This is a genomic window from Staphylococcus sp. MI 10-1553 (assembly GCF_010365305.1).
In the GTDB taxonomy this organism is placed as follows: domain Bacteria; phylum Bacillota; class Bacilli; order Staphylococcales; family Staphylococcaceae; genus Staphylococcus.
This window is the reverse complement of sequence record NZ_CP048279.1, coordinates 2,641,726-2,656,259: the sequence shown is the minus strand read 5'-3', so window position 1 is coordinate 2,656,259 and position 14,534 is coordinate 2,641,726. Positions and strand designations below refer to the sequence as shown.

The 14,534-nt window shown below is 39.0% G+C and carries 16 protein-coding genes and 1 other annotated feature; all 16 genes read left to right on the top strand.

All coding sequences use genetic code 11. The features are described from left to right. The first annotated feature begins 40 nt into the window (after nt 1-40). The 16 genes from gltX to rpoB all read left to right on the top strand — a co-directional run bounded on the left by gltX (nt 41) and on the right by rpoB (nt 14,332). Entirely contained in the window at nt 41-1,495 is a 1,455-nt protein-coding gene (gene gltX, locus GZH82_RS12635) for a glutamate--tRNA ligase (RefSeq protein WP_037543943.1), read from the top strand. A 387-nt stretch (nt 1,496-1,882) separates the two neighbouring features. Then, nucleotides 1,883-2,548: a serine O-acetyltransferase gene (gene cysE, locus GZH82_RS12630; RefSeq protein ID WP_155262047.1), complete on the top strand. Its 666-nt coding sequence runs from the start codon at nt 1,883-1,885 to the stop codon at nt 2,546-2,548. Continuing rightward, nucleotides 2,532-3,932, top strand: a complete 1,401-nt coding sequence (cysS, locus tag GZH82_RS12625; protein WP_162682782.1) for a cysteine--tRNA ligase — start codon at nt 2,532-2,534, stop codon at nt 3,930-3,932. The genes cysE and cysS overlap by 17 nt, the downstream gene beginning before the upstream one ends. Then, nucleotides 3,925-4,326, top strand: a complete 402-nt coding sequence (locus GZH82_RS12620) for a Mini-ribonuclease 3 (RefSeq protein WP_162682781.1) — start codon at nt 3,925-3,927, stop codon at nt 4,324-4,326. The genes cysS and GZH82_RS12620 overlap by 8 nt, the downstream gene beginning before the upstream one ends. Nucleotides 4,327-4,331: 5 nt before the next feature. Continuing rightward, complete coding sequence (rlmB, locus tag GZH82_RS12615; protein ID WP_162682780.1) at nt 4,332-5,081, top strand: 23S rRNA (guanosine(2251)-2'-O)-methyltransferase RlmB; 750 nt, start codon at nt 4,332-4,334, stop codon at nt 5,079-5,081. A 3-nt stretch (nt 5,082-5,084) separates the two neighbouring features. Next, nucleotides 5,085-5,609, top strand: a complete 525-nt coding sequence (locus GZH82_RS12610; protein WP_162683071.1) for an NYN domain-containing protein — start codon at nt 5,085-5,087, stop codon at nt 5,607-5,609. Nucleotides 5,610-5,685: 76 nt separating this feature from the next. Next, a complete protein-coding gene (locus tag GZH82_RS12605) occupies nt 5,686-6,258 on the top strand; it encodes a sigma-70 family RNA polymerase sigma factor (RefSeq protein ID WP_162682779.1) in 573 nt (190 codons plus the stop codon). A 71-nt stretch (nt 6,259-6,329) separates the two neighbouring features. Next, entirely contained in the window at nt 6,330-6,473 is a 144-nt protein-coding gene (gene rpmG, locus GZH82_RS12600) for a 50S ribosomal protein L33 (RefSeq protein WP_162683070.1), read from the top strand. A 17-nt stretch (nt 6,474-6,490) separates the two neighbouring features. Next, complete coding sequence (gene secE / locus GZH82_RS12595) at nt 6,491-6,670, top strand: preprotein translocase subunit SecE (RefSeq protein WP_014614757.1); 180 nt, start codon at nt 6,491-6,493, stop codon at nt 6,668-6,670. 18 nt (nt 6,671-6,688) lie between these two features. Continuing rightward, nucleotides 6,689-7,237, top strand: coding sequence for a transcription termination/antitermination protein NusG (nusG, locus tag GZH82_RS12590; RefSeq protein ID WP_162682778.1), 549 nt, complete (start codon nt 6,689-6,691; stop codon nt 7,235-7,237). A 164-nt stretch (nt 7,238-7,401) separates the two neighbouring features. Beyond that, nucleotides 7,402-7,824 (top strand): 50S ribosomal protein L11, encoded by a 423-nt coding sequence (rplK, locus tag GZH82_RS12585; RefSeq protein WP_014614755.1) that lies wholly within the window; start codon nt 7,402-7,404, stop codon nt 7,822-7,824. A 191-nt stretch (nt 7,825-8,015) separates the two neighbouring features. Continuing rightward, nucleotides 8,016-8,711, top strand: a complete 696-nt coding sequence (gene rplA / locus GZH82_RS12580; RefSeq protein ID WP_014614754.1) for a 50S ribosomal protein L1 — start codon at nt 8,016-8,018, stop codon at nt 8,709-8,711. A gap of 96 nt (nt 8,712-8,807) precedes the next feature. Further along, nucleotides 8,808-8,948: a sequence feature (ribosomal protein L10 leader region), on the top strand. Nucleotides 8,949-8,997: 49 nt separating this feature from the next. Next, nucleotides 8,998-9,498 (top strand): 50S ribosomal protein L10, encoded by a 501-nt coding sequence (gene rplJ / locus GZH82_RS12575; RefSeq protein ID WP_019166677.1) that lies wholly within the window; start codon nt 8,998-9,000, stop codon nt 9,496-9,498. Nucleotides 9,499-9,537: 39 nt separating this feature from the next. Continuing rightward, nucleotides 9,538-9,903, top strand: a complete 366-nt coding sequence (gene rplL, locus GZH82_RS12570) for a 50S ribosomal protein L7/L12 (RefSeq protein WP_014614752.1) — start codon at nt 9,538-9,540, stop codon at nt 9,901-9,903. A gap of 77 nt (nt 9,904-9,980) precedes the next feature. Further along, the gene (locus tag GZH82_RS12565; RefSeq protein ID WP_162682777.1) at nt 9,981-10,589 is read left to right on the top strand and encodes a class I SAM-dependent methyltransferase; all 609 of its coding nucleotides are present in this window, start codon (nt 9,981-9,983) and stop codon (nt 10,587-10,589) included. A 212-nt stretch (nt 10,590-10,801) separates the two neighbouring features. Next, nucleotides 10,802-14,332 carry a DNA-directed RNA polymerase subunit beta gene (rpoB, locus tag GZH82_RS12560; RefSeq protein ID WP_162682776.1) on the top strand — a complete coding sequence of 1,177 codons (3,531 nt, stop codon included), beginning with the start codon at nt 10,802-10,804 and terminating at the stop codon, nt 14,330-14,332. The last annotated feature ends 202 nt before the right edge of the window (nt 14,333-14,534 follow it).

Genomic DNA, 14,534 nt, shown 5'->3' with positions numbered 1-14,534 from the left:
TATAATATAACAATTGAACAATGAAACAGGAGTGAACGAAATGAGTAACCGAGTGAGAGTAAGATATGCACCAAGTCCAACAGGCTATTTGCATATTGGTAACGCACGTACGGCATTATTTAACTATTTATTCGCGAAACATTACGATGGTGATTTTGTCATTCGTATTGAAGATACAGATTCTAAACGTAACTTAGCGGACGGTGAATCATCACAGTTCGATAATTTGAAGTGGTTAGGGCTTGATTGGGACGAATCTGTAGACAAGGATAAAGGCTATGGACCTTATCGCCAATCTGAACGTGGCGAAATTTATCAACCATTAGTCGAGCAATTATTAGCAGAAGATAAAGCGTACAAATGTTATATGACTGAAGAAGAATTAGAGGCAGAACGTCAAGAACAAATCGCACGTGGTGAGATGCCGCGTTACGGTGGGAAACATGCGCACTTGACTGAAGAAGAACGTCAACAGTTTGAAGCTGAAGGACGTAAGCCGGCAATCCGTTTCCGTGTGCCTCAAAATAAAACATATACGTTCGATGATATGGTAAAAGGACCTGTCACATTCGAATCTGACAACTTCGGCGACTGGGTAATCGTGAAAAAAGACGGTGTGCCAACGTATAACTTTGCAGTAGCAGTGGACGATCATTACATGGAAATTTCTGATGTCATTCGTGGTGACGACCACATTTCTAACACACCTAAACAATTGATGATTTACGAAACATTTGGCTGGGAACCGCCACGTTTTGCGCATATGACTTTAATCGTCAATGAACAACGTAAAAAATTAAGTAAACGTGACGGTCAAATTTTACAATTTATTGAGCAATATCGCGATTTAGGTTATTTACCAGAGGCGTTATTTAACTTTATCGCATTGTTAGGTTGGTCTCCAGAAGGCGAAGAAGAGATTTTCTCTAAAGACGAGTTCATCAAAATCTTCACTGAAAAGCGTTTATCAAAATCACCAGCATTTTTCGATAAACAAAAATTAGAGTGGATTAACAACCAATATATGAAAGAAAAAGATGCGGAAACAGTATTTGAAATGACATTACCGCATATGATCAAAGCCGGCTTATTACCAGAATCGCCATCAGAAGCGGAGTTAGATTGGGGTCGCAAGTTAGTTGCACTTTATCAAGAACAAATGAGTTATGCGGGTGAAATTGTACCGTTATCAGAGTTGTTCTTCCGCGATGAAAAAGAGTTGGATGAAGCGTCACAAGAAGTGTTGAACGGTGAACAAGTGCCGCAATTGATGACAGCATTGTACGGTAAGTTAGAAGCTTTAGAAAACTTTGAAGCTGCTGAAATTAAAAAGATTATTAAAGAAGTCCAAAAAGAAACAGGCATTAAAGGGAAACAATTATTTATGCCAATCCGTGTTGCAGTAACAGGCCAAATGCATGGACCTGAGTTGCCGAATACGATGGAAGTATTAGGACAAGATAAAGTACTTCGTCGTATTCAAAGTTTATTATAAAAAATAGTGTGTTCGATTTTCGCACTTGATATCACTTTGAAAATCGACTACTATTAAAGTGGATTTGAATAGAATAAAGGACAAGTAAGCAAATGGCGTGTGAATCAGAGAGTGTACGGTAGGTGAGAGTGCACCGCAAAGTTTGTTGAATGCACCTTTAGGATGAGAATTGAATAACCAATTGAGTGAGTATATGTATGCAAAGTTTAAGCTTTGAACATGTACTAATTAAGAGTGGAACCGTGCACATATCGCACCTCTGACATATGACATGTTAGAGGTGCTTTTTTCAATTCTGATCATACTTTTTAAATAGGACGATGAAGCCGAGGGGTGTGTTGTCCGTGAAAGTCGTTTTTCGGTTAGGTTACAAGAATAATTATTGTCATGCTGTTTGAAGGAGGGGTTAAAGTGTTCCGACGTATGATGGATGATGTCAAAATGGTATTTGAACAAGATCCAGCAGCACGCTCAACGATAGAAGTGATTACAACTTATGCGGGTTTACATGCGGTTTGGAGTCATTTGATTGCACACCGCTTATATCAAAAGAAACGTTATGTACTTGCGAGAGCGATTTCTCAAGTTTCACGATTTTTTACAGGCATTGAAATTCATCCAGGTGCTAAAATTGGACGTCGTTTATTTATTGACCATGGTATGGGGGTGGTCATCGGTGAAACATGTACCATTGGTGATAATGTGACGATATATCAAGGTGTGACATTAGGTGGAACTGGTAAAGAAAAAGGGAAACGTCATCCCGACATTGGTGATAACGTCCTCATCGCAGCGGGTTCCAAAGTGTTAGGTAATATTAAGGTTCATTCAAATGTCAATATCGGTGCCAATTCGGTCGTGCTTCAAGATGTCCCAAGTTATTCTACAGTGGTAGGGATTCCAGGACGTATTGTGAAGCAGGATGGCAGACGTATCGGTAAGACATTTGATCATCTCAACTTACCAGATCCAATTTATGAACAACTCAAACAACTTGAACGACAACTTGAACAAACTAAAAATGGAGAGATTAAAGATGATTACATTATATAATACATTAACACGTCAAAAAGAAGTGTTTCAGCCTATCGAACCAGGAAAAGTGAAAATGTATGTGTGTGGCCCAACTGTGTACAATTACATCCACATTGGTAACGCACGTCCAGCGATTAACTATGACGTGGTCCGCCGTTATTTCGAATATAAAGGTTATGAAGTGAATTACGTCTCAAACTTTACTGACGTTGATGATAAATTAATCAAACGTTCGCAAGAGTTAGGTGAAACAGTACCAGAGATTGCGGAACGTTACATTCAAGCTTTTTATGAAGATACAGAAGCCCTTAATGTTAAAAAAGCGACATCGAACCCGCGCGTGATGGATCATATGGATGACATTATTCGCTTTATTAAAAAATTAGTCGATGAAGGTTATGCGTATGAAAGTGGCGGCGACGTTTATTTCAGAACGCGTCAATTTGAAGATTATGGTAAGTTAAGCCATCAGTCGATTGATGATTTGAAAGTCGGTGCACGTATTGAGCAAGGCGAAAATAAAGAAGATGCGCTCGACTTCACGCTTTGGAAAAAGGCGAAACCAGGTGAAATTAGTTGGGATAGTCCATTCGGTGAGGGTCGTCCGGGGTGGCATATCGAATGTTCAGTTATGGCCTTTGAAAAGTTAGGCCCTACGATTGACATTCATGCTGGGGGAAGTGACTTACAATTCCCGCACCACGAAAACGAGATTGCACAGTCAGAAGCGCACAACCATGAGACATTTGCGAACTACTGGATGCACAACGGTTTCATTAATATTGATAATGAAAAAATGAGTAAGTCTTTAGGAAACTTCATTTTAGTACATGATATTATTAAAGAAGTAGACCCAGATGTATTACGCTTTTTCATGATTAGTGTTCATTATCGAAGTCCAATCAACTACAATTTAGAACTTGTTGAAGCGGCGAGAAGTGGTTTAGAACGTATTCGCAATAGTTATCAAGCGTTGACAGAACGTGAAACTGTGGCGACAGACTTAACAGATGACGCAGCGATGTTAACGCAAATTGATGCGATTTTGACGCAGTTTGAGACAGTGATGGATGATGACTTCAACACAGCAAATGCGATTACAGCTTGGTACGATTTAGTGAAGATTGCGAATAAATATTTATTAGAAGACAATACATCGACACAAGTGATTCAACGTTTTAAAGGGGTGTTTGGTATCTTTAGTGATGTGTTAGGTGTTCCGTTAACTTCGAACCATGACGTAGGGTTACTCGACGAAGAAATTGAACAGTTGATTGAAGAACGTAACGCTGCACGTCAAGCAAAAGATTATGCGCGTGCTGACGAAATTCGCGATCAATTGAAAGCCCAAAACATCATTTTAGAAGATACGCCACAAGGTGTGAGATATAAACGTGGATAAACCAACAAATGCCAAACTACTCAATCCACTGTCGCTAGCTTATGTCGGGGATGCGGTGCTTGATCAATATGTCCGTACTTATATTATTTTAAAGCTTCAGAGTAAACCGAATCGTTTGCATCAAGAGGCTAAACGATTTGTATCAGCTAAAAGCCAGGCAGTGACACTGGAACATTTAATCGCGCAAGATTGGTTTAATGAAGAGGAACTTGCGGTTGTGAAGCGTGGACGAAATGCGAAAAGTTATACGAAAGCGAAAAACACAGATGTCCAGACCTATCGAAAAAGTTCTGGTTTAGAAGCGGTCATTGGCTTTTTATATTTAGAGCAACAAGAAGAACGATTGGAAGCATTGTTAAAAGTGATTGTTGAAAATGTTGAAGAAAGGCGTTGAAATCCATGGACTCGGAAATTATTGTGGGTCGTCATGCAGTGAGAGAAGCAGTCGTATCGGGGCATACGATTAATAAAATCTTAATTCAAGAAGGGATTAAGAAGCAGCAAATTGAAGAAATTTTAAAAGCTGCGAAATCATCAAAACTCGTTGTCCAAACGGTCCCAAAATCAAAATTAGACCAACTTGCGAATGCACCCCATCAAGGTGTTGTGGCATTCGTTGCACCATATGAATATGCAGACTTGAATCAATTTTTAGCGGAACAAGCGCAAAAAGAAGGCTTGTCAACCGTGTTGATGTTAGATGGTTTAGAAGATCCGCACAACTTAGGTTCCATTTTACGAACGGCCGATGCGACAGGTGTGGATGGGATTATTATTCCTAAACGTCGTTCGGTTAGCTTGACGCAAACAGTAGCTAAAGCTTCAACGGGTGCAATTCAGCATGTTCCTGTTATTCGCGTGACGAACTTATCACAAACGATGGATGTGTTGAAAGACAAAGGGTATTGGATTGCAGGTGCAGAAGCGAGTAATGCGACAGATTATCGTCAAATGCAAGCCGATATGCCTTTAGCGATTGTAATTGGCAGTGAAGGTCAAGGGATGAGTCGTCGTGTTAAAGAGAAATGTGATTTTTACATTAAGATTCCAATGGTTGGCCATGTGAACAGTTTAAATGCATCGGTCGCAGCGAGTTTGATGATGTATGAAGTATTTCGTAAACGTCAACCTATCGGCGGTGACAAGTAAATGATGAAGGACTATTACGTAATCATAGATGGATATAACATGATTGGTCAGTCCCAAGAATTGAGTCGTGTTGCTAAAGAAAGTTTAGAAGAAGCGAGAGAACAATTGCTCATCGAAATTTCCAACTATAGTGCAGTGACAAAAGGCCAAATTGTCTGTGTGTTTGATGCTTATGATCGCGGTACACCGCAGTCTGAATATGAGTATCACGGTGTGCATGTCGTATTTACAAAAGAGCACGAAACAGCAGATAGTTTTATCGAGCGCTACGTCTATAATATTTATAATAAGCATACGACCCATATTACAGTAGTGACGAGTGATATGAGTGAGCAACATGCCATTTTTGGAACAGGTGCTTATCGTTTATCCTCACGAGAAATGTGGCGTCATATAAAAGAAAACAAAGACAATGTGACCAAATCGATGGATGAATTTGGTGAAATGAAGCCACGTACACGTATTCAGCTATCAGAAGAGTTATTATCTGAATTTGAAAAAATAAGACGCGGCAAGTCCCAAGATTAATCGTTTTGCAAGTTGTAGATAGACACCTTTGACAGATATGATAAGACATCATTGGTCGAAGGTGAGGAAAAGTTTTATGGCACAAATCCCTAATCCAAACGATATTGTTTCAGAAACCATACAACGCGCGCAACAGCAGCAACCCGAAGCAATTGAAAAGTTGGTTCACCATATTGAGCGTATCGCGCGAAAAAGTTTTGGTGATTTTAGTGTGGCCCAAGCAGATTGTGATGACTTAGTGCAAGACGTTGTTCTCGCAATTTATCAAAAAATACAAAGCGAGCAGTTTTATTTTGGTATTCCATTCGAGCATTACATTAATCGTACTATTTATCGGCGTAAACTTGACTATCGACGCAAAAAACTGACACACCAGCGTATTTTTGAAGATTATGTCGATGGCTATACGGTCAGTTATCGAACACAGTTGGCCGAGCAACAACGACATAGTCACGAATATCTTCATTTTATTCAAGACACGTTGCGACAGACACTTCAACAGTTAAGTTCATTTGAAATGCGTGTGCTAGATTACCTTGTTGCTGAATGGCGGCCTGCAGAAATTGCACGTGAACTGAACGTTTCAGATAAGAAAGTTTATAACGCGCTGTACCGAATTCGTCAAAAATTGAAAAGTCTCGTCACGTAAGAAAGTGGTTTGACAATTGAATATAAACTTATGTATAGTAAACTGGTATTATAGAATCAAGGTGAGAGATGTTGAAAAAAGTGCCGTTAAATTGCGATAAATGTGGCAATCGAAACTATCACGTACCGAAATCACCGAACGTGACGAAGCGATTAATACTGAAAAAGTTTTGTGCGAAATGTAATACGCATATACTTCATAAAGAATCCAAATAATTGGAGGGGAATTGATTATGCCGAAAAAAGAAAGCTTCTTCCAAGGCGTTAAATCCGAAATGGAAAAAACAAGTTGGCCAACAGGTCCAGAGCTTGTTAAGTATACAACAATTGTAGTCATGACCGTATTGTTCTTCTTGTTATTTTTCTGGGGTTTAGATATCGGAATTGGTCAGTTAATTGAAATGATAAAATAGGAATGAGGAGTTGTCAGCATGTCTGAAGAGCTAGGTGCAAAACGTTGGTATGCAGTACATACCTACTCTGGTTACGAAAACAAAGTTAAAAAGAATTTAGAAAAACGTGTCGAATCAATGAATATGACAGAGCAAATCTTTAGAGTCGTCATTCCAGAAGAGGAAGAAACACAAGTTAAAGATGGTAAAGCGAAAAAACAAATGAAGAAAACATTTCCAGGCTATGTCTTAGTTGAACTTGTGATGACTGACGAATCTTGGTATGTCGTTAGAAATACACCTGGTGTGACAGGTTTCGTAGGATCAGCAGGTGCAGGTTCAAAACCGAATCCATTGCTACCAGATGAAGTCCGTTTTATCCTCAAGCAAATGGGAATGAACGAAAAATCTATCGATGTAGAAGTTGAGTTAGGTGAACAAGTGCGTATTACGTCTGGACCGTTCGCAAGTCAAGTCGGTGAAATTCACAAAATTGAAGCGGATAAATTTAAACTGACGGTTCTCGTAGACATGTTCGGAAGAGAGACACCTGTAGAAGTCGAATTCGATCAAATCGAAAAACTTTAATTGTAGTATAAAATGTTACAAAAAATGTGTTGTATTAAGTTAACGCAAATGTTATAATAACGAGGTCGCGCATTCATAGCGCTACATTTCGTCACGAAATGTTAAGAGTGGGAGGGCAAAAATGAGCCCTGTGACCACATCACGATATCAAGGAGGTGCACATCGTGGCTAAAAAAGTAGAAAAAGTAGTTAAGTTACAAATTCCAGCAGGTAAAGCAAACCCAGCACCACCAGTTGGTCCTGCATTAGGTCAAGCCGGTGTGAACATTATGGCTTTCACAAAGGAATTTAACGCACGTACACAAGAACAAGTGGGTTTAATTATTCCGGTTGAAATTTATGTATATGAAGACCGTTCATTTACATTCATTACAAAAACACCACCTGCAGCAGTTTTACTTAAAAAAGCAGCAGGTATTGAAAAAGGTTCTGGTGAACCTAACAAAAACAAAGTTGCAACTGTAACTAAAGATCAAGTACGTGAAATTGCTAACACTAAAATGCCTGACTTAAACGCTGCTGACGAAGAAGCAGCTATGCGTATCGTTGAAGGTACTGCACGTAGTATGGGTATTGTTGTTGAGTAATTATCAACATATTGACAATTAACAAAATGATACGATAAATTTTCGAAAACGAACGCAGGTAGACCTATGATTAATGACATATATCATCATTCTATGCGTATTGACGCAAAGGGCTATCTGCGCTCAACTTGCTATTAAGGCAAGTTAACGTGGGAGGACATTCCGATAAAACCACTAAAGGAGGACAAAAAATGGCTAAAAAAGGTAAAAAGTATCAAGAAGCTTTAAATAAAGTTGATCGCCAAGCGCTTTACACTGTAGAAGAAGCAATTCGTTTAGCTCAAGAAACGTCTATCGCTAACTTCGATGCTTCAGTTGAAGTGGCATTCCGTTTAGGTATCGATACACGTAAAAACGATCAACAAATCCGTGGTGCAGTCGTATTACCACACGGAACTGGTAAATCACAACGTGTATTAGTATTCGCTAAAGGTGATAAAATTGCTGAAGCAGAAGCAGCAGGTGCTGACTATGTAGGCGATGCTGAATATGTAAACAAAATCCAACAAGGTTGGTTTGACTTTGATGTTGTTGTTGCAACACCAGACATGATGGGTGAAGTTGGTAAATTAGGTCGTGTATTAGGACCTAAAGGTTTAATGCCAAACCCTAAAACTGGCACAGTAACAATGGATGTTAAAAAAGCTGTTGAAGAAATCAAAGCTGGTAAAGTTGAATACCGTGCTGAAAAAGCAGGTATCGTTCACGCTTCTATCGGTAAAGTTTCATTTGAAACTGAAAAATTAGTTGAAAACTTCAAAACTTTACAAGATGTGTTAACAAAAGCAAAACCATCTTCAGCTAAAGGGACTTACTTCAAATCTGTTGCAGTGACAACTACAATGGGTCCTGGTATCAAAGTCGATACTGCAACTTTCAAACTATAGTTCAATGTGCACTTAATGATTGACGCTTTGTTTAATCATTAAGTACATCATAGAATAGAAAAAGGTTGACGAATGACGCGAAAACCTTTATATTAAATTCTGTTGAATATTTTACCTAAGACAGTAGGAGTTCGCAAAAGAACTTAAAACAAATCCTACCGAGGCTAAAATGGACTTGAACGTTAACGCATTCAAGCACTTTTTGCCGTGGGTAAAAAGTGCTTTTTTAATTTAAGTGCACACTTAATTATTAAAGCACCCAAAACTTATCTATGGAGGTGTCAAAATGTCTGGAATCATTGAAGCGAAAAAACAACAAGTTGATGTCATTGCTGATCAACTTAAAAGTTCTGTTTCTACAGTAGTTGTTGACTACCGTGGTTTAACAGTAGCAGAAGTAACAGAATTACGTAAGCAATTACGTGAAGCAAATGTTCAGTACAAAGTGTACAAAAACACAATGTTACGTCGTGCAGCTGAGAAAGCTGGTATTGAAGGCTTAGACGAGTTCTTAACTGGTCCTACAGCAGTCGCATTCACAACTGAAGATGTGGTTGCACCAGCTAAAGTTATCGCTGGATTCGCTAAAGAACACGAAGCTTTAGAAATCAAATCAGGTATCATGGAAGGTAGTGTCATCACTGCTGACGAAGTGAAAACTGTTGGTTCATTACCATCACACGAAGGTCTTGTATCTATGCTTCTTTCTGTATTACAAGCACCAATGCGCAACTTCGCTTATGCGGTTAAAGCTGTTGGAGAAAGCAAAGAAGAGAACGCAGAATAATTAATCAATTAAAAATTAAACAATTGGAGGAAAATAAACATGGCTAATCAAGAGCAAATCATTGAAGCAATTAAAGAAATGTCAGTTTTAGAATTAAACGACTTAGTAAAAGCAATTGAAGAAGAATTTGGTGTAACTGCAGCTGCACCAGTTGCAGTAGCAGGTGCAGCAGGCGGAGACGCAGCAGCAGAAAAAACTGAATTCGATGTTGAATTAACTTCAGCTGGATCATCAAAAATCAAAGTTGTTAAAGCAGTTAAAGAAGCAACTGGTTTAGGCTTAAAAGACGCTAAAGAATTAGTTGACGGTGCACCAAGCATCATCAAAGAAGCTATGCCTAAAGAGGAAGCTGAAAAACTTAAAGCTCAATTAGAAGAAGTTGGCGCTTCAGTAGAGTTAAAATAATTCATTGATAAGTGAAAAACCCGCTATTACGTAATAGCGGGTTTTTGAATATTAAACAATAAAGAGGTGCAACGCCTATGAGTCATTACTATGATGCACATCCCGATGCAGCAACAGACGAAAAAGAAATTACATACGCATATCAACAACATCAACTCCATCTCACTACAGATGCAGGCGTTTTTTCTCGAGATCAAGTCGACTTTGGCTCTAATCTACTCGTTCACACGTTTTTGAATGCACATCCTGCAGGTCAAAAGAAGACGATAGTGGATGTAGGGTGTGGTTATGGACCTATCGGATTAATGCTCGCTAAAGTCGCGCCACATGATCATATTACCATGTTAGACGTTAATCATCGTGCATTAGGTTTAACAGAGAAAAATGCACAGCGCAATCAACTATCGAATGTGACAATCAAAGAAAGTGATGGCTTATCACAGGTTGCTGACGAGACACAGCAATATGTTGTAACGAACCCGCCTATCCGTGCAGGTAAGCAAGTGGTCCATCAAATTTTCGTTGATGCGCATCGTGTTCTTGAAACAAATGGTGAATTGTACGTTGTGATTCAAAAGAAACAAGGCATGCCATCCGCAAAGAAAAAAATGGAAGCTGTTTTTGGCAATGTCGAATCAATTCAAAATAGTAAGGGCTATCATATTTTAAAAAGCGTTAAATCTTGATTTTAATGCTTGTTTATGGTATAGTCGTAAGATGAAATAATTATGTTCAATAAGTGTGTACTTTTACGGTTAAAGTTTCATTGTAACATTTCAAAATAAGACTTATAGAATAGAAAATGGTGTCATCGTTTTATGTGCTACCGTTTTCTTTTTGTCTTGTTACATGATGAGGGCTGAAAAGTGTTCGCACAATTTTTGAGGGGTGAATCTGTTTGGCAGGTCAATTTGTCCAATATGGAAGACATCGTAAACGTAGAAACTACGCAAGAATTTCGGAAGTTTTAGAGTTACCAAACTTAATTGAAATTCAAACGAAATCGTATGATTGGTTCTTAAAAGAAGGTTTATTAGAAATGTTCCGTGATATTTCTCCTATTGAAGACTTCACGGGTAATCTTTCATTAGAATTTGTTGATTATAGATTAGGTGAACCAAAGTATGATTTAGAAGAATCAAAAAACCGTGATGCAACATACGCGGCACCATTACGTGTGAAAGTTCGTTTAATCATTAAAGAAACAGGCGAAGTGAAAGATCAAGAAGTATTTATGGGTGATTTCCCATTAATGACAGAAACAGGTACTTTTGTGATCAACGGGGCAGAACGTGTTATTGTATCACAATTAGTCCGTTCACCATCTGTATACTTCAATGAAAAATTAGATAAAAATGGACGTGTGAATTATGATGCGACAGTGATTCCTAACCGTGGTGCTTGGTTGGAATATGAAACAGATGCGAAAGATGTCGTTTATGTGCGTATCGACAGAACGAGAAAGTTACCATTAACAGTATTATTACGTGCGTTAGGTTATTCAACAGACCAAGAAATTATTGAATTAATTGGGGATAATGAATATTTACGTAATACATTAGAAAAAGATAGCACAGAAAATACAGAACAAGCATTATTAGAGATTTATGAACGTTTACGCCCAGGTGAACCACCAACGGTAGAAAATGCTAGAAGTTTATTGTATTCTCGTTTCTTTGATCCAAAACGTTATGACTTAGCAAGCGTTGGACGTTATAAAGCAAATAAAAAATTACATTTAAAGCACCGTCTATTCAATCAAAAATTAGCTGAACCTATTGTGAATACAGAAACAGGTGAAATTGTTGCTGAAGAGGGCACTGTTTTAGATCGTCGTAAATTAGATGAAATTATGGACGTTCTTGAAACAAACGCGAATGCACAAGTCTATGAGCTCCCAAACAGCATCATTGATGAGCCTGTAGAAATTCAGTCTATTAAAGTTTATGTACCGAATGATGATGAAGCACGTACAACAACAGTTATCGGTAATGCATTTCCAGATTCAGAAGTGAAATGTATTACACCGGCTGATATTGTGGCATCTATGTCATACTTCTTCAACTTATTACATGGTATTGGTTACACAGACGATATCGACCACCTTGGTAACCGTCGTCTACGTTCAGTAGGTGAGTTGTTACAAAACCAATTCCGTATCGGTCTATCAAGAATGGAACGTGTGGTACGTGAAAGAATGTCTATCCAAGATACAGACTCTATCACACCACAACAATTAATCAACATTCGTCCAGTAATTGCATCAATTAAAGAGTTCTTTGGTAGCTCTCAATTATCTCAATTCATGGACCAAGCGAATCCACTTGCTGAGTTGACACACAAACGTCGTCTATCAGCATTAGGACCTGGTGGTTTGACGCGTGAACGTGCACAAATGGAAGTGCGTGACGTACACTACTCTCACTATGGTCGTATGTGTCCAATCGAAACACCTGAGGGTCCAAACATTGGTTTGATCAACTCATTATCAAGTTATGCACGTGTCAACGAATTTGGCTTTATCGAAACACCATATCGTAAAGTCGATATCGAAACAAACACGATTACTGACCAAATCGACTACTTAACTGCTGATGAAGAAGACAGTTATGTTGTCGCACAAGCGAACTCAAGACTTGATGAAAACGGACGTTTTGTTGATGACGAAATCGTTTGTCGTTTCCGTGGTAATAACACAACTATGGCTAAAGAAAAAATGGACTACATGGACGTATCACCGAAGCAAGTTGTATCAGCTGCGACAGCGTGTATCCCATTCTTAGAAAACGATGACTCTAACCGTGCGTTAATGGGTGCGAACATGCAACGTCAAGCGGTTCCATTGTTAAACCCTGAATCTCCATTTGTAGGAACAGGTATGGAACACGTTGCTGCACGTGACTCAGGCGCTGCTGTGATTTCTAAATATCGCGGTCGTGTTGAACATGTTCAATCAAGCGAAATTTTAGTACGTCGTTTAGTTGAAGAAAACGGTCAAGAAGTGGATGGTACGTTAGATCGTTATCCATTAGCGAAATTCAAACGTTCAAACTCAGGTACATGTTATAACCAACGTCCAATCATCGCAAAAGGTGACATTGTAGAAAAAGGTGAAATCCTTGCTGATGGTCCTTCAATGGAACTTGGTGAAATGGCATTAGGTCGTAACGTTGTAGTTGGTTTTATGACTTGGGACGGTTACAACTACGAGGATGCCGTTATTATGAGCGAACGGTTAGTTAAAGACGATGTGTATACGTCTATTCATATTGAAGAGTATGAATCTGAAGCACGTGACACAAAACTTGGACCTGAAGAGATTACGCGTGATATTCCAAACGTATCTGAAAATGCACTGAAAAACTTAGATGATCGCGGTATCGTTTACGTTGGTGCAGAAGTAAAAGACGGCGACATTTTAGTAGGTAAAGTAACGCCAAAAGGTGTAACGGAATTAACTGCAGAAGAACGTTTATTACATGCGATCTTTGGTGAAAAAGCGCGAGAAGTTCGTGATACGTCATTACGTGTACCACATGGTGCAGGCGGTATCGTTCTTGATGTTAAAGTGTTCAATCGTGAAGAAGGCGATGATTCACTTTCGCCAGGTGTGAACCAACTTGTTCGTGTGTACATCGTTCAAAAACGTAAAATTCATGTAGGGGACAAAATGTGTGGTCGTCACGGTAACAAAGGTGTCATCTCTAAAATTGTCCCTGAAGAAGATATGCCATACTTACCAGATGGCCGTCCAATCGACATCATGTTGAACCCACTAGGTGTACCATCACGTATGAATATCGGACAAGTTTTAGAGTTACATTTAGGTATGGCTGCTAAAAACTTAGGTATTCACGTTGCTTCACCAGTATTTGACGGTGCCAACGATGAAGATGTATGGTCTACAATTGAAGAAGCAGGTATGGCACGTGACGGTAAAACTGTACTTTACGATGGACGTACAGGTGAACCATTCGATAACCGTATCTCTGTAGGTGTGATGTACATGTTGAAACTTGCACACATGGTTGATGACAAGCTTCACGCACGTTCTACAGGACCTTACTCACTTGTTACACAACAACCGCTTGGTGGTAAAGCACAATTCGGTGGACAAAGATTTGGTGAGATGGAGGTATGGGCACTTGAAGCATACGGTGCGGCATATACATTACAAGAAATTCTCACATACAAATCAGATGACACAGTAGGTCGTGTGAAAACTTACGAAGCTATTGTTAAAGGTGAAAATATCTCAAGACCAAGTGTTCCTGAATCATTCCGCGTATTGATGAAAGAATTACAAAGTTTAGGTCTTGACGTTAAAGTGATGGACGAACAAGATAATGAAATTGAAATGCGTGACTTAGACGATGACGATATTCCAGATCGCAAAGTCAACATTCAACCGTCAAGTGTTCCAGAATAACAAAAAGAATTTAACGAATAATGATGAATTGTAGATAGATTAAGCGGAATAGAAACTCTTGGTTAAGCTTGAGTTTGTGTTCAAATATGACACTTGGAATGCAACAAGTGCCATGTGCGATTAATCCATTCGGAAATGTGATCGGAATCCGACGAGAGGGGGTGGATTTCGATGCATGCCCGATACTGCAACATTTTTAAGA